General features: G+C 43.7%; 23 protein-coding genes. 15 read left to right on the top strand and 8 right to left on the bottom strand.

Annotation, left to right across the window (positions count from 1 at the left end; translation table 11 throughout):
* Window positions 1-145 precede the first annotated feature (145 nt).
* The 8 genes from NYE72_RS08890 to NYE72_RS08925 all read left to right on the top strand — a co-directional run bounded on the left by NYE72_RS08890 (window position 146) and on the right by NYE72_RS08925 (window position 8,160).
* Window positions 146-1,873: an ABC transporter ATP-binding protein gene (locus tag NYE72_RS08890; RefSeq protein ID WP_076296035.1), complete on the top strand. Its 1,728-nt coding sequence runs from the start codon at window positions 146-148 to the stop codon at window positions 1,871-1,873.
* A 77-nt stretch (window positions 1,874-1,950) separates the two neighbouring features.
* Window positions 1,951-2,130, top strand: coding sequence for a CLI_3235 family bacteriocin precursor (locus tag NYE72_RS08895; protein WP_036684027.1), 180 nt, complete (start codon window positions 1,951-1,953; stop codon window positions 2,128-2,130).
* Between the two features lie 40 nt (window positions 2,131-2,170).
* Complete coding sequence (gene ccpM / locus NYE72_RS08900; RefSeq protein WP_217904434.1) at window positions 2,171-3,628, top strand: Cys-rich peptide radical SAM maturase CcpM; 1,458 nt, start codon at window positions 2,171-2,173, stop codon at window positions 3,626-3,628.
* 11 nt (window positions 3,629-3,639) lie between these two features.
* Window positions 3,640-4,749 (top strand): TIGR04066 family peptide maturation system protein, encoded by a 1,110-nt coding sequence (locus NYE72_RS08905; protein WP_036684025.1) that lies wholly within the window; start codon window positions 3,640-3,642, stop codon window positions 4,747-4,749.
* Window positions 4,750-4,765: 16 nt separating this feature from the next.
* Window positions 4,766-5,050 carry a hypothetical protein gene (locus tag NYE72_RS08910; RefSeq protein WP_036684022.1) on the top strand — a complete coding sequence of 95 codons (285 nt, stop codon included), beginning with the start codon at window positions 4,766-4,768 and terminating at the stop codon, window positions 5,048-5,050.
* A 1-nt stretch (window position 5,051) separates the two neighbouring features.
* Entirely contained in the window at window positions 5,052-5,687 is a 636-nt protein-coding gene (locus NYE72_RS08915; RefSeq protein WP_036684019.1) for a DUF6033 family protein, read from the top strand.
* 93 nt (window positions 5,688-5,780) lie between these two features.
* On the top strand, window positions 5,781-7,301 hold the full coding sequence (locus NYE72_RS08920; protein ID WP_080742448.1) for a S8 family serine peptidase: 1,521 nt from the start codon (window positions 5,781-5,783) through the stop codon (window positions 7,299-7,301).
* 601 nt (window positions 7,302-7,902) lie between these two features.
* A complete protein-coding gene (locus tag NYE72_RS08925; protein ID WP_036684015.1) occupies window positions 7,903-8,160 on the top strand; it encodes an AbrB/MazE/SpoVT family DNA-binding domain-containing protein in 258 nt (85 codons plus the stop codon).
* A gap of 105 nt (window positions 8,161-8,265) precedes the next feature.
* Here NYE72_RS08925 and NYE72_RS08930 read toward each other — a convergent pair whose 3' ends face one another.
* Window positions 8,266-8,775, bottom strand: a complete 510-nt coding sequence (locus NYE72_RS08930; protein ID WP_036684013.1) for a PadR family transcriptional regulator — start codon at window positions 8,773-8,775, stop codon at window positions 8,266-8,268.
* Window positions 8,776-8,871: 96 nt separating this feature from the next.
* Window positions 8,872-10,035, bottom strand: a complete 1,164-nt coding sequence (locus tag NYE72_RS08935) for an ABC transporter permease (protein ID WP_051491309.1) — start codon at window positions 10,033-10,035, stop codon at window positions 8,872-8,874.
* Window positions 10,036-10,228: 193 nt separating this feature from the next.
* On the opposite strand from NYE72_RS08935, the gene NYE72_RS08940 reads away from it, so the two are divergent.
* The gene (locus NYE72_RS08940; RefSeq protein ID WP_051491308.1) at window positions 10,229-10,954 is read left to right on the top strand and encodes an HAD hydrolase-like protein; all 726 of its coding nucleotides are present in this window, start codon (window positions 10,229-10,231) and stop codon (window positions 10,952-10,954) included.
* A 198-nt stretch (window positions 10,955-11,152) separates the two neighbouring features.
* A complete protein-coding gene (locus NYE72_RS08945) occupies window positions 11,153-11,461 on the top strand; it encodes a hypothetical protein (RefSeq protein WP_339211717.1) in 309 nt (102 codons plus the stop codon).
* 222 nt (window positions 11,462-11,683) lie between these two features.
* Here NYE72_RS08945 and NYE72_RS08950 read toward each other — a convergent pair whose 3' ends face one another.
* From NYE72_RS08950 to NYE72_RS08970, 5 genes are all read right to left on the bottom strand, one after another.
* Window positions 11,684-12,235 carry a glutathione peroxidase gene (locus tag NYE72_RS08950; protein WP_339211718.1) on the bottom strand — a complete coding sequence of 184 codons (552 nt, stop codon included), beginning with the start codon at window positions 12,233-12,235 and terminating at the stop codon, window positions 11,684-11,686.
* 450 nt (window positions 12,236-12,685) lie between these two features.
* Complete coding sequence (locus NYE72_RS08955) at window positions 12,686-14,218, bottom strand: DUF3502 domain-containing protein (RefSeq protein ID WP_094902490.1); 1,533 nt, start codon at window positions 14,216-14,218, stop codon at window positions 12,686-12,688.
* A 141-nt stretch (window positions 14,219-14,359) separates the two neighbouring features.
* Window positions 14,360-15,244, bottom strand: coding sequence for a carbohydrate ABC transporter permease (locus tag NYE72_RS08960; RefSeq protein WP_036684008.1), 885 nt, complete (start codon window positions 15,242-15,244; stop codon window positions 14,360-14,362).
* A 12-nt stretch (window positions 15,245-15,256) separates the two neighbouring features.
* Window positions 15,257-16,237, bottom strand: a complete 981-nt coding sequence (locus tag NYE72_RS08965) for an ABC transporter permease subunit (RefSeq protein WP_051491306.1) — start codon at window positions 16,235-16,237, stop codon at window positions 15,257-15,259.
* A 321-nt stretch (window positions 16,238-16,558) separates the two neighbouring features.
* Window positions 16,559-18,802, bottom strand: a complete 2,244-nt coding sequence (locus NYE72_RS08970) for a helix-turn-helix domain-containing protein (RefSeq protein ID WP_076140857.1) — start codon at window positions 18,800-18,802, stop codon at window positions 16,559-16,561.
* Between the two features lie 202 nt (window positions 18,803-19,004).
* Between NYE72_RS08970 and NYE72_RS08975 the strand changes: the two genes are divergently transcribed.
* Together NYE72_RS08975 and NYE72_RS08980 are read left to right on the top strand one after the other, a co-directional pair.
* Window positions 19,005-20,570, top strand: a complete 1,566-nt coding sequence (locus NYE72_RS08975) for a glycoside hydrolase family 43 protein (RefSeq protein WP_076140858.1) — start codon at window positions 19,005-19,007, stop codon at window positions 20,568-20,570.
* Window positions 20,571-20,589: 19 nt separating this feature from the next.
* The gene (locus NYE72_RS08980; RefSeq protein ID WP_038569644.1) at window positions 20,590-22,044 is read left to right on the top strand and encodes a glycoside hydrolase family 28 protein; all 1,455 of its coding nucleotides are present in this window, start codon (window positions 20,590-20,592) and stop codon (window positions 22,042-22,044) included.
* A 6-nt stretch (window positions 22,045-22,050) separates the two neighbouring features.
* Here NYE72_RS08980 and NYE72_RS08985 read toward each other — a convergent pair whose 3' ends face one another.
* Window positions 22,051-22,932, bottom strand: a complete 882-nt coding sequence (locus NYE72_RS08985) for an AraC family transcriptional regulator (RefSeq protein WP_076140860.1) — start codon at window positions 22,930-22,932, stop codon at window positions 22,051-22,053.
* Window positions 22,933-23,005: 73 nt separating this feature from the next.
* Here NYE72_RS08985 and NYE72_RS08990 point away from each other — a divergent pair, with 73 nt between their 5' ends.
* The 3 genes from NYE72_RS08990 to NYE72_RS09000 are packed head-to-tail and all read left to right on the top strand — an operon-like array spanning window position 23,006 to window position 26,111.
* Complete coding sequence (locus NYE72_RS08990; RefSeq protein ID WP_036683998.1) at window positions 23,006-23,896, top strand: pectinesterase family protein; 891 nt, start codon at window positions 23,006-23,008, stop codon at window positions 23,894-23,896.
* 17 nt (window positions 23,897-23,913) lie between these two features.
* Entirely contained in the window at window positions 23,914-24,936 is a 1,023-nt protein-coding gene (locus NYE72_RS08995) for an alpha/beta hydrolase family protein (RefSeq protein WP_036683996.1), read from the top strand.
* A gap of 47 nt (window positions 24,937-24,983) precedes the next feature.
* A complete protein-coding gene (locus NYE72_RS09000; RefSeq protein WP_036683994.1) occupies window positions 24,984-26,111 on the top strand; it encodes a glycoside hydrolase family 88 protein in 1,128 nt (375 codons plus the stop codon).
* Window positions 26,112-26,162 lie beyond the last annotated feature (51 nt).

Consider the following 26,162-nt stretch of genomic DNA (forward strand, 5'->3'; position numbering starts at 1 on the left):
AGATACCAAAACCTGACACGAAACGTCATTCAGCCTCCTATTCCAACCATTAGCTACCAAATTACCCCAAATATTCTTTTATATGATATATTGATAGCGTTATCAATGTCAAACCGAAGCTTGAAAGTAGAAGAGGATATATTCTATGAATGATAAGGATACCCTTGAAAAACTTATCGGATTATTTAAAGCGCATAAAAAGAATTTATGTATTATTTTTCTGCTCTTAATATTTTCTACTTTGATTAGTTCCATTTTGCCGATGTTCAACAAAATTATTATTGATGAAGGATTTATGAAATCAGATGTTAGAACCATTATTTTAACGGCAATCTACATCTTTCTTTTGTCTATGTTCAGTAGCTTTTTAGATTTGCTCAAAGAAAAACGAAGAATAAAAATAGCTTCAAATATTATCTACTCCTTGCATAAAGCTGCATTTGATCGACTTATGAAAGTGAAAGTGAAATATTTCACTGATAAAAACTGCAGTGAAATTTTAAATCGCGTTAGCACCGATATATCGAATATTTCGCAAATAACGGATGGTAGCATGCTTTTTATTGTTAGTCAGTGTTTTAGTTTGGTAGGAGGAGTTATTGGACTTTTTATCATAAGTTGGGAACTTACACTTATTGTGCTTATTTTAATCCCTATAGAATATTTAATTTTGAAATCGTTTGCTAAAAAAAGAAAGTCTCTTGCGGAAAAATACATCACGAAGGATGGAGAATATTCGCATTGGTTTGAGGATAGTTTGAATGGTGTGAAGGAAACAAGGCTTTTTAATTTATTCATTTTCAAAGAAAAAGAATTTGCAGACAAGCAGAATCAAGTAATAACCTCCCATATGGGAATCAGTTTATTGGATAATTGGCGGATTACTGTGGAGAGATTTCTAATTGGAGGACTAGTTCTTCTAATATATGCTTCTGGATCGACGATGATATTAGATTCAAAGCTTTCGGTAGGAAGTATATTTGCATTTATTACCTATAGCGCTTATGTGACCACTCCTATCTCATCGATGTTGAATATTGGATACTTATTGTCGGGAATAATGCCTTCTGCCCGAAGGTATTATTCATTGCTCGAGGAAGAAATCGAAGCTTGTGATGTAGAATCCGCCAACATTGGTATGAAGCGACTCAACCCTTTTGGGAGCATTCAGTTTGAAAATGTAAGCTTTGCTTATGATACTGAACTGATCTTGTCAAATGTGAATTTCACGATTGGCAGCCATGAGAAAGTGGCCATTGTAGGAATGAATGGTTCGGGGAAGTCTACAATCCTAAATTTAATCCAGAGGTTTTACGAACCACTTGCAGGAAAAATTTTATTTGACGGAGTGGATATTAAGGCTATTAATTTGAATGAATATCGGGAATTAATTTCGACTGTTAGTCAAGAGATATATCTTTTTGACACAACCATCGAAAATAACATAAAACTTTACAGTGAAAACCATGAGGAGCAGTATAGACAGGCTATTGAGGCTACCCAATTATTAGAGAAGGATACAAGCTGGTTTGAGGATTATGTCGTAGGTTCTAATGGGAACAAGTTGTCCGGTGGACAAAAACAAAAAATCGCGATAGCCAGAGCATTAGTAAAAAGCAGGCCTATGGTGATTTTTGATGAAGCGACCTCCAACCTTGATCTTCACTCTGAACAAGCCATCAACCATCTATTAGATACAGCACTCAGTAACAATACAGTGATTATAGTCAGTCATAGGCCGGAAATTCTGAAGCATGTGGATAGAGTAATCTTTTTAGAAAAAGGCCAGGTCTCCGCTATTGGACTTCATGAGAAGTTGTCTTATACAAATGAAAGGTATCGGCTCATCACACAACAGCATCAATTCGTTTAATGGGTTTACCCTTCGAGTGATTTAAATATCAAATATTGATATTTAGATAAATACGATTTGAAAGGAGGAATAGGCATATGAAACAACTTGTAAAAAGAACAAATGCAAATTATGAAACGTTGGAGGCATATGCAGCTTGCAGTGCATGTCCTTGTTATGCATGTACATGCAATGCCAGCGGATCAAACAAAGCAGCCATGAAACAAGTAACCTATACTGGTAACTCCATGAAGATGACTGCTATTGGAATCGGGTAGTAAGTGCAATCTTAAGTATAGCTAAGAGCAGGATGGCTAAATGGCTTTATTAAAAAAGCTGTCCTGCTTCACTTTTAGAGTGGGGGGAGTTCAGGTGCCAGTATTTCATTTATTTGAAACGGTAACGGGAAAATATATGTTCGATGCGAATGCAAATACATTTCTTAAATTAAATGAAAGATCTTATCAGGCTTTGTTGAACTATAGAAATTCAAACTTTGAACAAGTGGAACCGGAGATTCAAAACTTATTTGATTCCGGTTTTTTGGCGGAGAAACAGGATTTTGAGATGATTCATCCCATGAGCGACTCTTTGCAGCACAATTTAAGCAGAAGCGTTGGCTCGATAACTTTGCAGGTCACGCAAAACTGTAATTTAAGATGCAGCTATTGCGCGTATTCAGGGAGCTACTTACACAGAGTACATACCAATAAGAGAATGAAAAAAGAGGTTGCTTTGAAAGCAATTAAGTTTTTGATTGAGCACTCCGTAGATTCTCCAATTATTAATATTGGATTTTATGGAGGAGAGCCCTTACTGGAAATGGACTTAATAAAAGCTTGTGTTGCTTATGCCAGAGAACAAAGTGCGGGCAAAGAACTAACGTTTAACCTTACTACAAACGCAACTTTAATTACCGACGAAACCTTAGAGTTCTTATCTTCTAATGATTTTAATTTAACGATCAGCCTGGACGGCGATGAAGTCGCGCATGATAGAAACCGAGTTTTTGCGGTAAATAATAAAGGCAGTTTTCAGACTATTATGGATAATATTGAAAATATCAAAAACAAAACACCAGACTATGTTGATAAAGTGATGTTCAATGCAGTAATTGATCCAAATTCAGATTTTAGCTGTTCCACAAACTTTTTTTCAAACTATGAGACCGTAAAAGACTTTGCTGTTATGGCAAGTGATATAGCAAGTAGCTACAAAAAAAGTGAGTCCTTAATCAATGACAGTTTTATCAAGATGTATAATTACGAAGTTTTCAAATTATTTCTTTATAAATTTGATAGGCTTAAGAAAAATGATGTATCCAAGCTGGTGATGGAAAGCTTTGATCAAATCCAGGAGAATGTCCATAACAGGCTTAGAATCTCTTTCTATGATGTAAAAAAAGACCATCATTCCGGACCGTGTGTTCCAGGAGTACAACGATTGTTTGTGAATGCTGACGGTGCTCTGTATCCCTGTGAAAGAGTTAGTGAAGCATCTAGTGTAATGAGGATTGGGCATATAGATACAGGCTTTGAATTGGATAATATCCGGAACATACTAAACATTGGAACAATAACGGAGAAAGAATGCAAAGAGTGCTGGGCCTTTAGATATTGCACTTCTTGTGCAATGGCCGCCGATGATATCAGTGAGTTTTCTGCTGCCAAAAAATTAAGTATCTGCAATAAAGTTAAAGAAAACACTGAGAGTTTGTTTAAAGATTATTGCGTACTAAGAGAGTTAGGCTACGACTTTGATAAAGAAAAAGTGTAATGGGGGAGACAATGGTGAAAAAAAGAGCAATTGTTTATCCATATCATGCAGATTTCGGTCCGGTCGTCAGATTCTCCAATTTACTGGGCAACTATGAGCTTGTTTCATTAATGGCACCTTTAGGTTTTGGACTGAATGAAAAAGATGCAGCGTACAGCTATTATGGTGAGGATGTGGGTATAAAAGTTAAAGATTCTTTTTCAGATGATGAATTTGATGTGTTAATGATTTGTGAATTTGAATGCAGTTTTGAAAAAGTGGTGTTCCCGACAATTATCAAAGCCGCAGAGATGGGGAAAGATATTGTTCTGCTTAACAGATGTGCTGATCATGAAGTTGAAATGGTAAAGAAGGTATGCCTGAAAAATAATGTGGAACTCACAAGTTTTTTTGGAATTGACATTGACAGAACGAAAGTAGAACTCGTTGAGAAAATACTGCTGGATATTAATGTTCCGATAATCTGCGTGGCGAGTCTTATGGAAAAATCCAATAAATTTGATGTTCAGCTTAGCCTAAGGGATTATTTCTTGAAAGAAGGGTACAAAGTAAGTCAAATTGGGACAAAATCTTATTGTGAGATTATGGGATTTCATTCTTTTCCTGATTTTATGTTTAATCATAAAGAAGCGGAGATAGATAAAATATTTCTTTTTAATCACTTCTGTAAATATATTGAATTGAACGAACGACCTGATGTAATGATTATCGGAATTCCAGGCGGGACAATGGTATATAATAATCTGTTTACCAATAGATTTGGTATTACTGCATTCGAGGCGGCTAGTGCAATCCATCCGGATGTCGGTATTATGAACTTGACCTATGATGATTTTAATGGAGAGTTTCTCGATAAGATATGTGTGTCAACAAAGCATAAATTAGGTTTTGATATTGATTGTTTTAATATGTCAAATCATAAATTTGATACGGGCAGAAGCAAACAGGATAAAGAATTGAAGTTTTTTACGGTTGATTCTAAGTTGGTTGATGAAAAAATTGCACAAATATCGCTAGAGTCAAAGGTTCCTCTGTTTAATTCGTTAAATGGGACAGACACTTTGAAATTAGCAGAATGCTGTGAAGCTCTATTGTTACAGGAAAATATGCAAATCGTATAAAAGAAGGGTGATATTTATGGATCTGGATCAAGTGCGTGAACAGATAAACGAAATATTATTCGACGTAATGGGAATGGACAAGATCAAGCTTAATGAAAACTACTTCTATGAAGATTTATTGGGCGAGGCGATGCAGTTCTCACCACGGGATTTGTTGGTTCTATTTGTACATATTGAGGAAAAACTAAAAATACAAATTCCGGAAACCGATATATTAAATGGATGCTTCAACAGCCTAGATCGAATTAATAATACAGTTTGCCGCATTCTACAGGAAAAAAGAATAAGGGAGTTGGTTTAAGTTGTTGAATGTAGCTTCACTCAGTAGCCTGAATCGTGCGGGGGCTGCAATGGTAATCCAGAAAAATAAGAGTTCAGAGATTTCATTTCAAGACGCGCTATCGACATCGAGTTCGGAAGCGGTTTTGACGGAATTGGAAAAAAAATTCGACATTAAAATCAACGTTCAAGCCATACCAAAGAACAATGAAGCAGTGAAAAGTGTATACTCTGGTAGTGTTGGCAAAGGGAATGTAACCATTGCTCCAAATATACTGAATCAGTCGGCAACAGATCCACAAATGCAAAAAAGGGTAGAAGCAATTATTCAGGATCATTTTGCTTCCAGCGCTAATGATAAACCCGGTGATGCCAGTGGCGTCATTATACATCCGGATGGAACAGCTACTTTTTGGGTGATTGGTGATTATTTAACACCTGCCGAGCGGGAGAAGATTAATAAAGAAGTAGAGGCAGAAAAAAAAAGAAAGGCGGAGCAGTTAGACTCGTTGAGTAAATTAAGTAGCAGCTCTAGCCTATCACAATTCGGGTTATTTATTGACAACTCCAATAATGGTGAAGAAGATAGCATGTATTTAAATAGTGTGCTACAAGCTAGTCTGGATTCGATGCTGCGGAAAAAGAACCTGTTTAATTAAATGATTAATCACTTTTTTAATCATGACTACCGCCTGGGTCAATGGATTTGTGACCAATGAGGCGGTTTTATTTTTGTCGATCTGTAAAAGGAGATGATGAACATCGAAGCTAAAGTGAAAATTGCCGTGATTGATGATGGTATCAACGAATATTTGCTAGGTGAACCGGTTGTTCAACAGTTGATCTTCAATGAAGATTTCACAATAGACGCTTATACAATAGACAGTCCCGAAAGAATAACTCACGGCACCATCTGCGCAGGCATAATTAAGCACTATTATCCGGAAATCTATATGTATAGCTTGAAGATATTGTCTGATACCTTAAGGGGAAATATCCAGAAGTTGTATAGTGCACTAGAATGGTGCGTTCAAAATGATATCCAAGTTGTAAATATCAGCTTGGGAAGCCATTGCTCAGCGGATTTATTAGAAACGCAGAGAGTTATAAACAAGGTTGCTGGTCAAGGCTTAGTTATTGTAAGTGCCGCAAGTAATCATGATTATATTACATATCCAGCTTCTTTTTCAAACGTTATAGGCGTTAAGAGAGAGGTAAGCAACACGCTGCACGAAGGGGAGTTTTATCTCAATGATAATATCATCGACGGTATAGAATTTACGGCTTTTGCTAGACATCATTTGAATGGTAAAGAGTGCAGCAACTCGAACAGCTTTGCCGCGCCCATGATTACAGCCAAAGTATGTGAACTCATTGGTAAATCTCACCTAACTAACTTGCAGCAAATAAAACTCATGTTGTCGAAAATGGCAAATAACTATAGGGACGATAAACACTTGTTTATTTGCTATGCTGACCCTGATTGGATAAGTGATATATTAGTATGCTATGTGAACGGAAAATGCAAATTGGACAATCGGAATCTTTGCGTTAACATACACGGTGAAATTGTCGTTCCCGCTGAGTCGGCTTATGATGCTGTTGATGCAGCCCTATTGGCTTACAATGAAAATATTGAGACTCTCGTTGTGATCAGCAGAGATCTTTACCCTGATGCTTATGTTGAATTACAGTGGATTGCTTCGAAATACAATAAAAATGTAGTGTTTATTGACAATTACCAAGGAAAAGATATGAACAAGATAGTTAACAATCAGTGTACTAACATTAAGTTATGGCATAGCTTATTCAAAATACACAACATTTACACACTTAACAGCACCCCGTTGCTGATCGAAGAGCCAATGGTTTCTATTTACATCCCTGCTGACACTGACTTTGAAGTTATTCTCTGGTTAAAAGGGCAATTTAAAAATAATAACTATAACAGTTATTTTGCATCGAATCACCCTATCGGAGTTTTATACGGAATAGACTATGTTCCTGAGACAAACTCAGCGCAGACATCTTCCTATTTTTCCTTAATTCTGAATAAGAAATCTTACGATATCGCGATATATGTCTTATATGGCTATGATATTTCGGATAAAATAGAAACGGATATTGAAATAGACATAGAACCATTAAACGGTTACTTTCAAGCAACTTTTGCTGTAAATGGCTTATGCCAGGAACGTATTATCAATATTAAACAGATTGATGAAACCTTTATCGGAGAACTTTATAATTCTATAGTTTATTTACTCTCTTAATGGGGGACAAAAATCATCAAACACTTAGAATACCCTCCATTAATAACTTCTTTGCTAGCCCCTCGTTAGTCGACTTCCGGATTCATCGTATTTACACTACAGTGATATCATCAGCCTTGTATTTACATGAGGATTCGATACACACACTACTCATAGCGAAATTATTATTCCAATGATAGATCCTATTTAAGTTTGACTTACTAAACATCTGGGTAAATGACGGAGTAGCGTTCTTGCTAGTTTTCGACAATTTCCTACTTGTGATTGCGGATAAGCGGAGTGACAAGATTTACAAATAGATTAACGAAGGTATTTTAGGGTAGAATTGTCATCAAGTAGGGTTACATTCTGGGTGGATTTCGACATTCCAGAGAAGCCCCTATTTTTTTGTGTTCTGACACGGCTTCATATCTTGGTGCTCAACAGATATCATACATTGTCGAAATTTTGTCGAATAATATCATATAATGTAGAAAAATAATTGACAGGAAATGAATAGAACTTTAGAATTAGGTAGTAGCGTAATCATTACTATCATATAGAAGCGTACATAGCTTTTAGCAAGAATGATTATAAATGTGACTTCAAGGGAGGATGTACGATGATGAAAGCAACAGGCATAGTAAGAAAAGTGGATGAATTGGGACGTATCGTAATTCCTATTGAACTGCGTAGAACAATGGGAATCGACATAAAAGACCCGCTCGAAATTTTTGTAGACGCTGAAAAGATTATCCTTAGAAAATATGAGCCAACTTGTATCTTCTCCGGAAGCTCAGAAAACCTGATCAATTTCAAAGGTAAAATGGTAAGCAAAGATGTTCTTGATGAACTTATTGCAAGCTTTGATAGAGCATAATCCATATACCACATATGATTCCAAAAAAAAGAACCGGTATTACAAGCACAAGATGTGCCTGTAATACCGGTTCTTTTTTTTATGGTGTACTTTCGAAAGCGGGTTTTATTTAGACTCTAGCACACTTTGGATTTTTTTGATAAAAGCATCATATTGTACGAGGCCTAGCTCCATGCACAACTTCTGGTAGGAAGATAACTTGTAATCTAGCTGGTTCAACTTCTGTTCCAGATCGTCGTACATTGCCTGCTTTTCTATCAATGCTTGCCGAAGCAGATTATCTATGTTCTCTTTGTCCGTCTTTTCCCCAAAATACAGGTGCATAAAAAAGTCAGAACGCAGAACATCTTTTTCGGCTGGTGATTGTAGATAAGCGTGGAACTGATCCAAGCCGGCAGAGGTAATGGTGAATACATTTTTGTCGGGTTTGCCTTCCTGTCGCACAGATTCTTTAGTGATCAGATTCAGCTTTTCCATCTTGCTTAGGGTAGGATAGATCGTGCCATAGCTGGCATCGAAGAAAAATGAGAAGTATTCCTCGAAATGTCGTTTTATCTCGTAACCAGAATGAGGTTTTTCGCTTAAAATCCCCAGAATAACATCTTGTATGTTCATAAATCATTGCCGCTCCTTTCTTTCACTTCCTACCATATCACAACTGCATATCGCTCTCAATTTGAAATGGCATAGCCGGAGTGGCAAACTGTATAATTACGCATTTACTGACACGGGCTCTTGTTCTCGTGAGATCCGAGTTTCTTTACGAAGGAAAGTGACAAGTACGCTTAATACAGCAATTGTTGCCCCAATACAGAGTAAATAGAACATATCTTTCCATACCCCGTTACCCCCGATAACCAGGTCGAGCATACCATTAACTGCATAGTAAGCGGGCGAAAAGGGACCGATCCAGTTATAAAAAGGTGAAAGCACATCGCGTGGAATAGTTGCTCCGGACGCTAACATTTGCATGGAGAGAAGGGCAATATTTAGCCAGCCGCCAGCATCCCCGAGGAGCAGCAGACTAAACTGAGCAAGGATCATACAGGAGAGAATTACCGTGAACTCGAACAGCCACATAAGCAGAAAGCCACGATTAGAGTGGATACCGAGTGAGTTAACCATGATAGTTCCCACTAGTGAGATAAGCACAGCCGTTCCACCCATTATGACAAATCGGGCTGCAAAGCGATTCCATTTACTAAATTGTCCAGACAAGTTGGAGGAAGCTTTATGGAGATTCATCGCGAGTAACATAGCACCGGTAAATGAGGCGGTAACGATCATTAAGGGAACCATAGTTTGTGCAAAATTAGTTGTAGGGTTAATGATTTCGACGTTGGCGGAAATGCGGCTGCTTGCAGCACTTTTGATGATCTCCGCTTGTGCCTGCGGCAGATTCATAGCATCCAAGGTGTGGCTTAGTGCTGAATTACTGCTTTGAGTGTTCATTGCAGCCGTGACTTTAAGTGCTACCGTCTGCATGACATTGCTGACCATCTGCGGATTAGATTCATTTAAGAAGTAGTGGAGTTCAGTCTTTGCAGATGGATTACTGATCTGTCCAGTGAACCCTTGGGGAATATTGATAATCATGCGGATTTCTCTATGCTCAAGTGCTTCTTTTGCATTTTCTAGTTGGAGATCCTGTCTGGTTACGAACTGAAGTGATCCTGCAATCCCATCGACTATAGGCTGGGCATTTGTACCATCCTCATTAACAATAGCAATGGGCAACTGATCTACCCGATCCGTTACATGATCGTACCCTGTAATCCAAATTAAGCTGAAAAAAACTTGGAACAACAGTGCAGTTATAATTCCAATGATGGTAGCAGGCTGCTTGAGGAAGCGTATGATTAATGGATTTGACATGGTTATTTCTCCTTTATATTTCAAGTTGTAATATTACAGATTGAAATATAGCACAACGAAATATAAACTGCAACAGAAAAAGTTAAGAGCATGGACATTACAAAGCGATTTCATATATCATAGGGCTTGTACTGGAAATATCGCACAGATGAATGTCTTACCTGAAGTAGAACAGAATGGGGAGGAACAACAGATGAGTAACGAAGTACAAGGAACGGAACAAAACGTGGTTCATGCGAAACTGAACAAGCCAGAAGCGATTGTATTTGATATGGATGGAACATTGTTCCAGACTGAAAGTCTTTTATTGCCTGCATATCATAAAATGTTCGATATTTTGCGGGAAGAGGGACTATACGTAGGACCTACACCACCAGAAGAACGTATTCTAGGCTGCTTAGGAATGTTGCTGGCAGACATTTGGAAGAATGTTATGCCTGAAGCAGATGAAGCCGTGCACCGCCGGGCGGATGAATTGCTCCTGCAGCTGGAGATTGAAGGGCTTGAAGCCGGAGGCACACTACTGTATCCACAGGTGGTTGAGACACTGACAGCGCTTAAAGAGCGCGGAGTGAAGCTGTTTGTGGCTAGCAACGGGCTGGAGGATTATATTCACAGCATCGTTGTGGTGCATGAGCTTAAGGCGTTGTTCGAAGGCTTGTATAGTGCGGGAGGTCAAGGCACTGCGACTAAGACCGAGCTGCTACGTATTCTTTTGGATAATCATGGTATCAGCAGTGCCTGGATGGTTGGGGATCGTTCTTCTGATGTTCAGGCAGGTAAAGGAAATGGCCAGACCGTAATCGGCTGCGCCTATGCAGGCTTCGGACGTCAGGATGAGCTGAAGGGCTCTGATGTCATTATTACCTCCTTCGACGAATTGGTTGACTTATACGATAACGCAACGATTAGTGAATAAGAACTTACGATGGGGAGTTTGCTTAGCTTACAAGCAAGCGCTTGATCACATAAAAGACAACCTTCTTGAAGAAGGTTGTCTTTTTATTGAAGTCAAAAAGATGGTGCTTCAGTTGAAAGAAATCGGTATCGTCGTCAGGCAGTAAAGATATATACATAAATAAAGGAAGTAATCCGATAAAAAATGGAGAGGGAAAATATGGAAACCGAGAAGCGAGAAGCGAGCCAAGGGAGCATAAATATGATAATGAGTTTCTTTTTTATTACTTTAAGTGCTGAGATTGGAGTGGGGATGTGGTTTTTAGTTATAGGTATAGTCTTTTCTATTGGTGGAGGGAGCCTATTTGTAACTCATTATGATTCCTTGTTTTTTTATAGTGCTGTTCTTTTGTTGTGCATTGTAAGTTATCTATGGTTTATAAAACATCTATTTGAAAAAAATTGGAACTATTACTCCTTATCTGTGTGGGTACCACAATGCTCTTTTTTTCCTTACAGGTTGGCTTAACTAATCATATGGGGGGAGGACAGGCAATTCTTTATGTATTACTGGTTATTGGCTTATATCTTATCTTATTAATACAATTTATTCTGACTTTATATTATTTAATCAAAGTAAGAAAAGATATTTAAATAACATAAAGGGTTCTAAATGTTTTGCATGCCTAATATGTAAACCCTTTATGTTAAACTATCGTTCTCTGTTGGTTAAATTACCAATCGGATTCATTTAATTTAAAAGAAGTGACTCAATAAATGGCTCTATGTCAAAAGGTTTAGTCGTTGTTTCGTATCTACCGTATACATGACCGTTTCTATCGATTAAAAACTTTGAAAAATTCCACTTAACCCCATCGCCGGCATATATGTCCGGATACTTTTCCTGCAGAAAATCCTGCATCCATTTACCGCCTGATGTCTCAGTATCGAATCCTTGAAATGGTGCTTGCTGTGTTAGATATTGAAATAAAGGATGGGCAGACGGTCCCCTAACCTCAACTTTCTCAAATAAAGGAAACTTAACTCCAAAGTTGCTCTCACAATATTCATGTACTTCCGAGTTGCTTTCTGGCTCCTTCTCGTTGAATTGGTTACAAGGAAAACCAAGTATTTCAAACCCTTGCTCATGGTGAATTTCGTAAATTTTTTGGAGATCAGGTAATTGGCGAGAATAGCTGCACCTACTGGCAGTGTTCAGAATAAGCAGAACTTTTCCACGATAAATGGACAATTCAACAGGCTCACCATGAATTGACTTTGCTTGAAAATCATAAATAGACATCAGACTATCCCTCCACGTTATTATTATAAATAACATAATAGCGCTATAGGCGTTTATTGGTCTAATATATAATAGGAATAACATTTATAGTATTAACCTATAACGAGTATATCTCCACTATAAAATGCCGCTTAAATTTTTATTTTTGCGCTTTTTAACCAATGAGCAGTTTCCCTCTTATCCTTCAGGTTACTTTGAAAATAATTCTAAGAGTATCAGCAACGAAAATTCCCCAAACGTAATCATTTTGCACATAACTCACCCTTATCCTTTTATGACCTAAAACCTGATTTAAGTATTCGGTGACCAATTGAATTATCCTGCTCGCCGTCGTATTGATTCAAGGTTGGCCATTATACCGCTTTCACTACGGCGTTCGAAGGCCAAAAGAAGCGTGCTCCTTAATGGAGACACGCTTCTTGAGCTGTATGATAATTGCCGCGGCGGTGCTTACTGCTGCTTAGCGTACCATTCGGAAAATTGTTTCTGGTATTCAGCGATATATTTGTCTATTCCCGCTGCTTTTAGTCTGTCCAGCGCTTTGGGGAAGGCGGTGTCATAATCGCTGAAGCCGCTGCCGATCGGAGCGAGGTATTCAGTGAATACGCCGTTCAGCTTCGTTTCTTCATTCTTGACGGGTGTATTGTCAAAGTTGAAGCCGGCACCTTTGGAAATGATAGCTCCATCGTCCCAAGCTTTATATTCTGCAATGAATTCGTCCGGTACCGTGTTATCGAAACGCATGAAGTTTTTGTTCATCAGCAGCCAGTCGGGGATCAGCGAATCAGTGGTTATTTTAGTCAAACGCCCGTTTTCATCCAGCGTATAGTCTGTTCCTTCTATCCCGTAGGCGAACAAGTCGTACAGCTCCTGGTTTTTTTGCAGCAGATTGAAGAACATGACGTAACGTTCAGGGTCTTTAGCTGCGGTGGAGACGAAAAAGGCGGTGCTGTAAGTGCCGCGGCTGATTTTTGGACGGCCGCTGCCGAGGAAATAGTTGACCAGTTTGGCATCAGGCACTGCTTGTGAGATGGTTGCCGCACCTTCGAATGGGCGTGCCGCTGTGCCGGCCCAGAACATCGCTTTACCGGAGTTCCAGTCAGACTGCAGCTGCGGAACATTGGTGGCGGCATATTTCGGAATGATTCCTTTTTCATACCAGCCGTGCATTAGGCTCGCATAACTCTTAAACTCTTCGGTTTCAAACCAGCTAATAATTTTATCATCCTTCACAGACTCATCCAGGGCAATAAAATCATTTTGCCAATAGAGGTTTTTGTCCGTGTAATCATATTGTAGGAGTCTGCGTGCATCGGTGTTGGCGTACCCGATCAGTTCGGGATGAATGGCATGGACCTTATCATAGAACTGCTCTAGTTCCCCCAGTGAAGTGACCTGTGTCATGCCGGCTTCTTCAAGCAAATCCTGTCTAACTAGCGCACTGTAGAATTCCGCAGAATTCGGTTTGTTGCCGACGGGGATCGCATACTGCTTGCCTTCCAGCTGAAAGGCTTTGAAGGAGGCCTCGTCCACATTTTTACTCAAATCAGCTGCTGCATCGGCATACGGAGTGAGGTCGGCATAAAGCCCCTTTGCCACAGATTTTACCATGTAATTGGCATCTGTATAGGTTGCGAAGTCTTCTCCCGTAGACAGCATTAAGTCAGTTTTGCCGCCGCCATATTCGGTCCAAGGAAGAAACTGAAATTCAACCTCAGCATTGATTTCTTTCTTAATAGTGTCGTAGAACGATGTCTTCGCTAGTTCCTTCATCCGGTTGGACTCATCCCCGTACAGCACAATTTTCAATTTGGCAGGAGTCAAGGCGCTGCCGTCATTACTACCGCTATCCGTAGAGGAAGAGGTACCTTCATTTCCAGTCCCAGAACTAGGGGGAGCGCTTTCATTGTTGCCCTGAGCACAGCCACTTACCAAGAACACCGCAGCTAGGAGCAAACTTAACCAACCTTTTTTCTTTTTCATGATGAACCCTCCTGAAATAGAATCATAATGTTTGAGGCATCTATTGCAAAGGTCGAGCTCCCTTAAGTCCCATTGTACATCAAGAAGTAGGGGAGCATAAACCCGGTGCAACCGAACATAATTTGGTATCTTTGCTGGAAATTAGCCTTTGACTGAACCTACGATAATGCCTTTGACAAAAAAGCGCTGGAGAAAAGGATATAATATGGCGATTGGCAAAACGGTCAGACAGGTCATTGCCATTTTGGCTGTCTCCAGTGGCGGTGCGATGATAGCTCCACCAATTTGAGCAGCGTTGCCGGAAGCCAGGAACTGAATGTTCGCCATCATGTTGTACATCAAATATTGAATCGTATAGAGATCCTGATCGGATACCAGCATTAGTGGCAAATAGAAGTCATTCCAGAATTGCAGTGCGTAAAAGAGCGAGATGGTGACCAGTCCGACGCGGCCCAGCGGAATCATAATGCTGAAGAAGATACGCAGATGTCCGGCACCATCGATTTGCGCAGATTCCACAATTTCATGCGGGATGCTGCGGAAATAGTTAGCCATGAGAAACATCAGAAAGACGCTTAGCACATAAGGGATGAACAGGCCGATGAGCGTATCGCCCAAATGATAATATTTGGTGCTAAGCAGATACCATGGCAGCGTTCCTCCGCTGAACAGCATTGTAAAATAGGCGAAAAAGGCGAAGAAATTTTTGAGCCGGAAGCCTTTAACGGATATGACATAAGCATAAGCGGTGGTCACCAATACGGCCGACACGGTACCCAGCACCGTAACGATCACCGACATGGAATACGCCCGCAGAATCTGCTGCGCCTTGGAGCCAAACAGGAATTCATAGGTTTCAAAGGTGAAGCCTCTGGGCCAGAACGAATATCCTTCCGCGGCGATTCTGGATTCGGTAGATAATGAGCCGGATACTGCCAGAATAAACGGCGCTAGACAGATTACTGAAAATACGGCAATACAGATGTAAAAGAAAATGAGCAGGCCTTTGTTTTCGGTAGTTTGCATCTTATCAGTCTCCTAAAATAGTTTGCTGTCTTTGTCATACCAGCCGGCTAATTTGTTGGCCACCAGCACCAGAATGAAACCAAAGACGGATTGATAGAGCGTAATGGCTGAAGCAAAGCCGAATTCACCGGAACGGATGGCTGTGCGGTATACATACACATCGATAATGTCGGTAGTCGGCAGAAGCAACGGATTCAGGAACGTTACCCCCATAATCATACTGAGATCGCCTTTCAGCATGCCCCCGATGCCCAGCAGCGTCATCAGAATGATCGACGGAATCAGCATTGGCACCGTAATTTTGGTGATAATCTGCCATCTGGAGGCACCATCGATTCTTGCAGCTTCATAATAGGAAGTGTCGATGCCTTGCAGCACCGCATAATAGATGATGGCGCCGTAACCAGCGCTTTTCCAGATATTCGCTAGCACGAGAATGATTACGAACAGCCAAGGGCTGGAATACCAGTCAACCTGAGAGAAGCCGAATGTCTGGAGCAACTGGTTCATAATGCCTTTGTCGTAATCCAGCAGGGAGAACAGAATGGCTCCGATAATAATCCAGGAAATAAAATACGGGAAAAACATGACGCTCTGCGTGATTTTGATAAACCATTTGCTGCGCAGCTCATTTAGAATAATGGCGATGGCCACTGAAAAAAACGTGCCGGTTAGCATATACAGCGCATTTAACATCACCGTGTTGCGTGTAGCCCTAAGAGAATCTTCCATACTAGAGAAGAAAAACTCGAAATTAGAGAAGCCGGCCCACGGGCTGCCGAAGATTCCGTCGTTGAAGTTGTAATTTTTAAAGACGAGAATCAGACCACTCATCGGCAGATAAGCAAAAAGAATTAGAATGACGATTCCCGGAAGAGCGAGCAAATAAAGCGAGCTGTCCTTCCTTAGGGATTTACGGAAGCTCTTGGCTTTGGCCGTCCTGATTCCCGGACTTGGCATTCCTTGTGTCTCCGATGTAGCCTCTTGCATCATTAACAGTCCACTCCTTTATACTAGCGTTGTCATTTCCGTCCCTTGTTTTAGGAGAACGCTTTACATGAAAATCATAAATCCACCCGGAATGTAAACGCTATCATAATAAACGGAAAAAAGTTAAAAAAAGCGGAAAAGGACGGCTTAAAAAAACGAAAAAAACAGAACTTTTTTGTTTTTTAGGTGCTAAAAAGCCTGATTTAAAGGGAAATCTCATAGTATATGCGACGCGAGGGATTATTCATAGAAAGTCAAAAAGGGAATGTCTCCGGCTATGAAAATGCTGCCGGGACATCCCCTTTGTTCCTTACTTTTAGCGGGTCAATCAGGAAGATTCTGTTTTTGCAGAATATGATTCATTCTCCATTTGGAAGGTGTAACCCCATAACGCTTTTTGAACTGGGTTGTAAAATAGGTGCTGCTGTTGTAGCCCACTTTCTCGGCAATTTCCCGGATATCCAAGCCAAGCTCTGTGACTAATAACATCTGCGCCTGCTCCAGACGCAGCAGGTTAACGAAATCGGGAAAGCTGCAGTTTACTTCGTCGGCAATAAGTCTACTGAGATAAGCGGGACTTAGCGATAGCTTGTCGGCAAGGGCATTAAGGGAGAGCCTGGAGTCATCATAATGATCTCTGATATAACAAATGGCTTCACCAGCAATGCTCTTGGTCTGTACAGCACTCATGCTGGCAATGCGCTCGTGGGCGGTATAACAGCTGTCTACAATCCAATTCCATAGCTTGTCATAGCTTTGGATCTGCCAGATATGCTGGTAATTATCTAGAAAGCCGGAATGCTGGACGTCTGCATTAAGCTCAGCCGTGCGACTGAGCTCAAAGACCAGTCTCGATAAAGCGATGGTGGCAGGCTCGACACGGTAACTGCAGGCTACTGCCAGCAATCTCTCCACTGCCTGCGGAATATGGTTAGAGAGTTCCGTCTGCTTAACGGCTTGCAGTACCGGTTCAAGGGCACTGTCGGGCATTGGGCTGCTGTTCAGATGGATCGTATCATCGGCAAAGATGATGTTCTGCTGCACATGAAATTTATTATATTGCAGACAGTCCGCAGCTTCATTGTATTTAGCCCTCAGTAGGTTTAAATCATCCGTCAGCCCGCTGATTCCGAAGGCGCAGCAGGCTCCGGAAAGCTGCAGCTGAGCGGCGACTTCTTCCCATTTGCCGCGGTACAAAGCGTAATCGCCGAAGCTGCCGCTGTGAAGCTCGCTCAGAATCAGCACAGCAGTGCCCTGATGCGGGCGGAAGGATTGAATGGCTGCAAGTTCACAGAAGGCATGTTCAATCTGCTGTATGTTTTCCTCAAAGGTATGCCGGAAGTCGGAGTCTTCAGGTTGTTCGGGCTCCAGAGCGGCCAGCACGCATACACAATATGCTCCCCCAGCAGCGGCTATACTCATCAGGGGTGTCCTGCTGTTCTCCGGTGTTCTCTGCGGGGAAAGCAGCCACCGCATCAAGGCGCTATCATCGCTTTCTTTTTTTAGCTGCTCCAGCTTAACGCCAATCTGTTCGAGCTCCTGGCTTACGGTATCGAAATCGCCACCGGTTTTCAGCGCTTCTTCATTGCCAGATAGATGAGCGATATTGCCGAACAGCCGGCCGATTGGCTTATACATCCGCCGCGAGATCAGGTTGGCGGTTATAGATGCGGCGGCAATCAAGGCCAAGCATAGGCCAGTCATCAGATTGCGGGCATTGGAGATATCACGGATGCTATCCTTGTAGGAAGTCTCCGACACAAACCACAGCTTGTCCGCTGCAGAATATACATAAGTAATCAGCTGCGGCTCTTCACCTCCCCTATAGACAAAAGAGCCTCTCTCAGAGGTGGAGGACACCACCTGCTTTAACATGCCCTCTTCCAGAGAGATGTCAGATAATGCACTGTGCATGAGCACCGATGCTTTTCCGTCAAGCACAGCGTAACGGGTGGCTTCGCCTTCTTTTTGCGTAAACAGATTATTCTGCAGCTTTCCCAAATTGACGGTCAGCGCTACCGCACCATTATATTCGCTATCCGCAAATGCCCGGTCATTATAGAACACGGTGAGCAGGGTAATGGGGGCACCGTTATTCAAGGTTGCCTCCCACAGAAACGGTGATTCAACAATAATGTTATCCCGCATTCTCGAGAACAGCTCCAGCTTGGATTCAGGGCTTAGCGGAAGGTTTTCGAACATGGCAACAGGCTCATCCACTCCCATGATGTAGGCATTCTCCATATATTGGTTCACAACCAATGCTCCGCGGATTTGGCTTAGGGCACTGTACAACTGATCGCTCCAGCTGGTATCGCCATTCATCATGAGCGCGTTGATGTTTGGATTCCTATAGAAGTCCATAGCGTAATTCTGGACGATCTCTTCATAGTTTGTAAAAACGGTTTCAGTATTCACCAGTACATTTTGGTTCGCCTTGTTGACATTATCTATCGTAATATTCCGGTACCAATAAAAGATCACTACAGCCAGTACTAGAATACAGCAAACTGAAATCGCGGTTAGGCTCATAAAAAAGCGGGAGTACAATTTCTTTCTTTTTCCCAAGCTGCTCACCCCTTCAGGTAAATCCTATTACACCCATTCTAGAGGGAAAGGCTATTCGCTGACAAGGAGTGAAATATGGGCAATATAGCATGAAAGTATAAAAATGAAGAAATAGAACATAGAAAATACAAGAAAGTTAAACTTATACGAACTATAATTGGTGGTGCTTACATTTGAATTGTTTTGAGGAGGATTACTTTTAATGAGAACATTCCGCAATCCAGTGCTGCCGGGATTTTATCCTGACCCTTCCGCTATCCGTGTTGGTGAAGATTATTATCTTGTGACTTCAAGCTTTGAATTTTTCCCAGGCGTTCCTATCTTCCACAGCAAGGATCTGGTCAATTGGCGCCAGCTTGGCCATGTACTGGACCGCCCGTCCCAGCTCAATCTGGATCACTCGATTCCCTCCATGGGCATTTGGGCACCGACGCTCCGCTATCATGAGGGAGTTTTCTATATGATTACTACTTTTATTGACAATGACAAGAACCAGCATAATTTCTATGTAACAACAACCGATCCGGCCGGAGACTGGTCTGACCCTGTATGGCTGGAGGATGCACCCGGTATTGACTCCTCTTTGTTCTTCGATGAAGACGGCAAGGTGTATTATACCGGCAACCGTGTTCCGCCGGAAGGGCAGGATTATCCGAAGCATATGGATATCTGGCTGCAGGAGATTGATCTCAGCCAAGGGAAGCTAATCGGTCCGAAGCATAGTATTTGGCAAGGCGCACTCAAGGTAGCTCATGCGCAAGAGGGACCGCATATTTATAAGATCGGCGCTTGGTATTACGTGCTGATTGCCGAGGGCGGAACCGGGCATACTCATGCGATTACGATTGCCAGAAGCAAGAGTGTGACAGGTCCTTATGAGGGCCATAAAGCCAATCCGATTCTGACGCATCGCCATCTTGGCAGAGCGTATCCTATTGTTAATGTGGGTCATGGAGAGCTAGTGGAGACTCAGCATGGTGACTGGTGGATGTTCTGCTTGGCTTCACGAACCAGCGGTGGTTATTACCGCAATCTGGGACGTGAAACCTTCCTGACACCGGTAATCTGGGAGAACGAATGGCCTGTGGTCAATCCCGGCAAAGGGGTGCTGGAATTTGAGACGGAGGCTCCGGATTTGCCGGAGACAAAATGGCCGGAATTGCCTGCGCGCGATGAGTTTATAGGTTATGAGCTGGCACCGATCTGGAATTTCCTGCGGACACCGCGGGGTGAATTCTGGAGTCTCACCGACAAGCCCGGAGTTCTGCGGCTTCGCCTGAAGCCAGAACGGCTCTCGGAGATTGCCAATCCATCTTATATCGGTAGACGCCAGCAGCATTTGAGCTTCAGGGCGGCGACTGATATGACGTTTAGTCCCGCTGCAGAAGGGGAAGTGGCTGGTCTTGTTCTCCTCCAAAATGCGGATCACCACTTCCGTTATGAACTGGGGCTGGAGGCAGGCGAACGTGTATTACAGCTGATTCATCGGATGGGGGGCAGCGAGCAGCTGCTGGCGTCAGTGCCATATCCACAGGATCAGGTACAGCTTAAGGTGGAAGCCAGAGGACAAGAGTACAGCTTCTATTACAGACCTTCTGAAGCCGCCAAGTGGACAGCCTTCTGCGAACGGACGGATGGCAGAGTGCTCAGCACCGATCTGGCCGGAGGGTTCACAGGAGCATACCTCGGGATGTACACAAGCTCTCAAGGTGCAAAGAGCGAAAGCTATGCTGATTTCGACTGGTTTAGCTATGAAGGACTTGAGTAATAGGAGGAGGTGAAATTCAATGAGCAGCAATCTTGTAACCAATACGTATCCGATTCCCGAGCTTCCCCAGATTCCCGAGCGGACTTTTACAATCACGGATTATGGGGCGGAAGAGGGTGGATTAACGCTATGTACCTCTGCTATTCAGGCTGCACTGGACGCCTGCGCTGCAGCGGGAGGCGGAAAGGTTGTTATTCCCGCTGGTATCTGGCGCACAGGACCTCTTACTTTGCATAGTCGAATTAATCTGTATGTAGACAAGGGAGCATTGGTGCAGTTTGATCCTGATCATACCTTGTATCCGCTACTTTCTTCCCATTATGAGGGGAATGCCGGCTGGCGCTGTCAGGCTCCGCTCGATGGAGAAGGCTTAAGCGATGTGGCAATAACCGGTGAGGGAATATTCGACGGCAGCGGTGAAGGCTGGCGTCCAGTGAAGCGGTTTAAGATGACCGAGAAGCAATGGGAGCGTTTGATCGAATCTGGAGGAGTACTTGATCCCCAGGGCGAAGTATGGTGGCCTTCCCGGGAAGCCATGGAAGGTGAGGACTTCTGCCGGAAGCTGTGGGACAAGGGAGAAACTAGTATGGAGGCTTATCTGCCTGCTCGTACGTATCTGCGTCCGACGTTACTTAGCCTGCGCAACTGCCGGCGGGTGCTGCTGGAAGGGCCGACCTTCCAGAATTCACCTGCTTGGTGTCTTCATCCCATTGGTTGCGAACAGATTACCGTACGAAATGTTCAGGTACGTAATCCTTGGTATTCGCAGAACGGGGATGGCCTTGATTTGGAATCCTGCACGCATGCTCTAGTTGAGCACAGCAGCTTTGATGTGGGTGATGACGCCATCTGTCTCAAGTCAGGCAAGGATGAGGAAGGCCGTAAGTGGGGAATGCCCTGCCAGTATATTACCATCCGGAATTGCACGGTATATCATGGACATGGAGGCGTTGTGATCGGCAGCGAGATGTCCGGAGGTGTACATGCAGTTCGAGTTAGTGACTGCCTGTTCATCGGCACGGACATCGGCCTGCGGTTCAAAAGCACCCGGGGAAGAGGCGGTGTGGTGGAGGATATTGTAATGGAGAATATCAACATGACCGGCATCATCCACGAGGCTGTATCCTTTCATATGTTCTATGCAGGGGTTGAAGGATCGGAAGGGTATGACGAGCAGTTATTTTCGGTTACAGAGGAAACTCCGCAATTTCGGAAGATTACCCTGAAGAACATTGTGTGCCATGGTGCGGCAACCGCTCTACTGGTTAACGGGCTGCCGGAGATGCCGCTTGCTGATCTAACCATTGAAAAATTCCACGCAGTGAGTGACCGGGGAATTGTGCTGCGGCATGCTACGGGGCTTAAGCTGGATCGTATCCGGTTGCAGACTTCGGAAATGCCGAAGATAACAGCGCATAGATGCAGCCACGTCACGCTCACTAATTCCGAAGATTTGACGATCACAGAGAGATAAAAAATTCTATGGATGATGGAAATCCGTCTTGAACTTCCGTGGGTGTGACCTTGCTTCTTTTCGGTATTGGAGCGGGGTCAGACCGGTTGATTTTTTGAATGTTTTATTGAAATGGGAAAGATGTTCAAATCCGACAGCGGAGGCGATCTCCTGGATTTTGCCTGTAGATCCGACAAGCAGGCGTTCGGCTTCCCTTACGCGGACATGAACGATGTATTCCCGAAAGTGAAAACCCGTCAATCGGTGAAATACCCGGCTCAAGTATGAAGGACTAATGTAAAAATTACTTGCAGTCTCTTCCAGAGTAAGGGCCTCACGGTAGTGATCGCGGATATAGGTGGCTACATCAGTTACTAGATGATGGAGCGGATGTTTCGTCCCTCCAGCTTGTGAGATACTCTCTGAACGCTGAAGGAGAATCATCAGCTCGGAGAATAAAGCGATTACGCTGGTTTCGTAATACGGCCGCTGCAACCGGCATTCTTCCAGCATCCGGTTCATTAGGATTTCCGCTTCGTCCTGCTCGCGCAGGGTCAGCTTGAACAAGCGGTACCCGCGGTCATGAAACCAGATGGCTTCACTCTGCAGGGAAGGCGGTAGAAGAGCAGGATCATAGTTGATCAGAATCCGCTCGAACTCGGCTACTTCCGAGCTTGCTGTGGAATGAAGCTCCCGGCCGGAGATAAGAATAAGCTCACCCTTATGAACCGTAATGACTCGGTCGTCCACAAAGTATACCCGCTCCCCTTGTATCAGATAGTACAGCTCGGCTAAGTTATGGCTGTGGGGACGTGGCATAGCAGTGATGCCTTTACGTTTCATATGTTGGATGCTGTAGCGGTCTTCTTCAATATGATATTTGTGATTGGGGCTAGTCAGGCTAGTCATAATTCTCCTCTTCTCTTACGAAGCGTTACGGTTATTATAGAATAAACTCAGGTTGATAGGAAAGGAGCCGCAGATGTTAATTACAGTCTCTAAGAGTGTCGACGAAGGATTCAGTAGTCTACAGGCAGCGTTGGATTCAATTCCACAGGAACACAAGGAAGAAGTGACGATTCGTATCAAACCCGGCATTTACGAGGAAAAAATTACAGTGAAACAGGGAACGCCTCCGGTTCTGCTATTGGGGGAAGACACGAATTCCACCATCATTACCTGGTCAGACAACGCCCATACTTTAGGTCCGGACGGAGAGCCGCTTGGCACGTTCAAATCCGGCACCTTGAATGTATTCGCTGAGCATTTCACGGCTGAAAATCTGACCATTCGAAATGCATCAGGTCCCGGCACTGGCCAGGCGGTGGCTGCTTTTGTTGATGCTGGTCATGCTGTATTCCGGCGTGTACGCCTGCTGGGTGATCAGGATACTTTGTATACAGGGCAAGGGAAGCAATATTATAACGAATGCTACATTGAAGGCGATGTGGATTATATTTTTGGCGCGGCTACGGCTTTGTTTGAACGTTGCCGGCTGCATAACAAACGTTCCAGAGGATATATTACAGCCGCATCAACGCCTGAAGACGCATCGTTTGGTTATGTATTCCTCGATTGTGAAATTACTGGCGGTCAAGGTGTAAGTGAAGTGTATCTTGGCAGACCTTGGCGCCCTTATGCACATGTTGCTTTTATCCGCACGGTCATGGACAGTTCGATTATCGGCGAAGGCTGGCATAATTGGGGGCAGCCGGACAGGGAGGAAACTAGCCGCTATGAAGAATATGGCAGCAGTGGACCGGGAGCTAATCCCGAAGCCAGAGCTGCATGGTCGCGGCAGCTGATTCCACAGGAAGCTGCGGAGTATAGGGTGCTGTCCGTGCTTGATGGCTGGCATCCTGAAGGATATTAAGGGAAGGAGCACTTCGGATGGAGCCTCTGGAACAATACATGAAAGAACTATCTGGTTCAGCTCAACGCAACTCGGCTTTCAGCAAAGATATACCCTTTCAGCAATGGCGCGATGAGCTTACCGCAGCATTTACGGAGCGATTAGGTGGCTTTCCAGAAATAGCTGAGGAGCTGCAACCGGTTCTGCTGGAACGTACAGTCTGCTCCGGGTATACCCGTGAACGTATAGAGATAACTACCTATGAAGGGTTGCGCATGCCGCTGTATCTTTTGATCCCGGATCAGCCGTTCTCTACCCCTGCCCCTGCCGTTCTTGCCATTCATGGACATGGCTATGGAAGCCGGGAGATCGTAGGCTTGAATCCGGACGGATCGGATCGGCAGGGAGATCCCGGGCTGCACAAGGACTTCGCTGTTTCACTGGTAAAACAGGGTTTTGTAGTGGCGGCTCCGGAGCTGTTCGGCTTTGGCGACAGACGACTGGAAGAAGACCTAACAAGCGGGGAGCCTGGACGTAATTCCTGCTTCCGCCTGTCATCAGCATTGTTGATGGTTGGGAAGACGATGGCCGGCTACCGTATCTACGAAACCATGCGGGCACTGGATTATTTGCAGACAAGAAAAGAGGTTGAGAGCGAACGGATTGGAATTATGGGTATTTCCGGTGGAGGACTGGTAGCTGGCTTCACAGCTGCACTTGACGAACGAATCGCTTGTGCGGTCGTAAGCGGGTATGCCAATACTTTCGTGGACAGTATTCTGACACGCAATCATTGCCTTGACAATTATATTCCAGGGATTTTGCTGGAAGCGGAGATGCCTGATCTACTGGGCCTCATTGCCCCACGTGGCCTGTTCCTCGAATCGGGAGATGCCGATCATCTGTTTGGCCCGCGCGGAACAAAATCTGCTTTAACCCAGTTGCAGACGATTTACAGGTCGGCGAATCATATCGGACAGGTAGAAGCGGACTTCTTCACCGGAGGTCATGAGATTCATGGTGAACCAGCCTTTGCCTGGCTGCGCAAGCAGCTCACCTGAGCATAAGATTAGACTTCATATGGATGACAAACGAAGGAGGAATAAGGATGTCTATAACTGAAGCAACAACCGTTCGCTTGTCCAGTAAAATTGCGAATACGATTCTTGGAGGGTGCAACAAGCAGGGAGAGCATGAATATGTGCTGGAAAGATGGGCGTATGTTCCGGGCATGTTGCTGATGGCAATGGCCCGGGCGGGTGTTCAGCTCGACCAGCCTGAGTATATCTCCTTTATGGAGCGGCATATGGACACATTTATTGGAGAAGATGGTTCCATCCGTACCTACAGGCTGGAAGAATATAATCTGGACCAGATTAACGAGGGGAAAAACCTGTTCCTGCTATACCAGAAAACCGGAGAAAAACGGTATGCTGAAGCAGCCCATTTGCTGGCCGCACAGCTTATTGGACATCCCCGCACCTCCGAAGGGGGATTCTGGCATAAGAAGGTATACCCTTTCCAGATGTGGCTGGACGGGCTGTACATGGCATCGCCATTCCTAGCGGAATACGGCAAGGTCTTTCAACGACCTGAACTGATTGACGAAGCGGCGCATCAGCTGCTGCTGGTCGAGCGACGGACCCGCGATCCACGGACCGGCCTGCTCTATCATGGCTGGGATGAGTCCAAAGAGCAAGAATGGGCTGACTCGTCTACCGGATTGTCCTCTCATTTCTGGAGCCGGGCGATGGGTTGGTATGCGATGGCTGTGGTTGATTGCCTGGAGCATTTTCCGCTCACTCATCCGCAGCGGGGGACGATCATTGGCATTTTCCAGCGGATGTGCGGCGCGCTTCTGGAGGTTCAAGACAAGGAGACTGGCCTCTGGTACCAGGTGTTAGATCAAGCGGGGAGAAAAGGCAATTATCTTGAAGCTTCCGGCTCGTGCATGTTTGTTTATGCGATGGCTAAGGGACTAAGATTAGGTTATCTGGAACCCTCTTTTATAGAGGCGATGTTGCAAGGATATGAAGGCATTCTGACGCATTTGACTGAAGAGGATGAACAAGGTGTTCACTTGCACCAGATTTGTCATGGAGCGGGTCTGAGCAAAGACCGTAATGGCTCATACGATTACTATATCTCTGAGGACGTACTGTCGGATGTGCCTATGGGCGTCGCTCCATTGTTATTAGCATCACTTGAAGTGGAACGGTACCAAGCTGAAAAATAACAGAAGCCCAATCATTCCCTAAGAAATGGAATGATTGGGCCTTTTTTTGCT

The organism is Paenibacillus sp. FSL L8-0333, assembly GCF_037965665.1.
Classification (GTDB): domain Bacteria; phylum Bacillota; class Bacilli; order Paenibacillales; family Paenibacillaceae; genus Paenibacillus_AQ; species Paenibacillus_AQ odorifer.

Bases quoted from the DNA above. Each gene is read 5' to 3' on its own strand.
- NYE72_RS08980 (WP_038569644.1), top strand. From the start codon at position 20,590: ATGAGCAGCAATCTTGTAACCAATACGTATCCGATTCCCGAGCTTCCC.
- NYE72_RS08995 (WP_036683996.1), top strand. From the start codon at position 23,914: ATGGAGCCTCTGGAACAATACATGAAAGAACTATCTGGTTCAGCTCAA.
- NYE72_RS08910 (WP_036684022.1), top strand. From the start codon at position 4,766: ATGGATCTGGATCAAGTGCGTGAACAGATAAACGAAATATTATTCGAC.
- NYE72_RS08955 (WP_094902490.1), bottom strand. From the start codon at position 14,218: ATGAAAAAGAAAAAAGGTTGGTTAAGTTTGCTCCTAGCTGCGGTGTTC.
- NYE72_RS08890 (WP_076296035.1), top strand. From the start codon at position 146: ATGAATGATAAGGATACCCTTGAAAAACTTATCGGATTATTTAAAGCG.
- NYE72_RS08965 (WP_051491306.1), bottom strand. From the start codon at position 16,237: ATGATGCAAGAGGCTACATCGGAGACACAAGGAATGCCAAGTCCGGGA.
- NYE72_RS08920 (WP_080742448.1), top strand. From the start codon at position 5,781: ATGATGAACATCGAAGCTAAAGTGAAAATTGCCGTGATTGATGATGGT.
- NYE72_RS08985 (WP_076140860.1), bottom strand. From the start codon at position 22,932: ATGACTAGCCTGACTAGCCCCAATCACAAATATCATATTGAAGAAGAC.
- NYE72_RS08945 (WP_339211717.1), top strand. From the start codon at position 11,153: ATGGAAACCGAGAAGCGAGAAGCGAGCCAAGGGAGCATAAATATGATA.
- NYE72_RS08960 (WP_036684008.1), bottom strand. From the start codon at position 15,244: ATGCAAACTACCGAAAACAAAGGCCTGCTCATTTTCTTTTACATCTGT.
- NYE72_RS08950 (WP_339211718.1), bottom strand. From the start codon at position 12,235: ATGTCTATTTATGATTTTCAAGCAAAGTCAATTCATGGTGAGCCTGTT.
- NYE72_RS08895 (WP_036684027.1), top strand. From the start codon at position 1,951: ATGAAACAACTTGTAAAAAGAACAAATGCAAATTATGAAACGTTGGAG.
- NYE72_RS08975 (WP_076140858.1), top strand. From the start codon at position 19,005: ATGAGAACATTCCGCAATCCAGTGCTGCCGGGATTTTATCCTGACCCT.
- ccpM (WP_217904434.1), top strand. From the start codon at position 2,171: ATGGCTTTATTAAAAAAGCTGTCCTGCTTCACTTTTAGAGTGGGGGGA.
- NYE72_RS08930 (WP_036684013.1), bottom strand. From the start codon at position 8,775: ATGAACATACAAGATGTTATTCTGGGGATTTTAAGCGAAAAACCTCAT.
- NYE72_RS08935 (WP_051491309.1), bottom strand. From the start codon at position 10,035: ATGTCAAATCCATTAATCATACGCTTCCTCAAGCAGCCTGCTACCATC.
- NYE72_RS08940 (WP_051491308.1), top strand. From the start codon at position 10,229: ATGAGTAACGAAGTACAAGGAACGGAACAAAACGTGGTTCATGCGAAA.
- NYE72_RS08905 (WP_036684025.1), top strand. From the start codon at position 3,640: ATGGTGAAAAAAAGAGCAATTGTTTATCCATATCATGCAGATTTCGGT.
- NYE72_RS08990 (WP_036683998.1), top strand. From the start codon at position 23,006: ATGTTAATTACAGTCTCTAAGAGTGTCGACGAAGGATTCAGTAGTCTA.
- NYE72_RS08925 (WP_036684015.1), top strand. From the start codon at position 7,903: ATGATGAAAGCAACAGGCATAGTAAGAAAAGTGGATGAATTGGGACGT.
- NYE72_RS09000 (WP_036683994.1), top strand. From the start codon at position 24,984: ATGTCTATAACTGAAGCAACAACCGTTCGCTTGTCCAGTAAAATTGCG.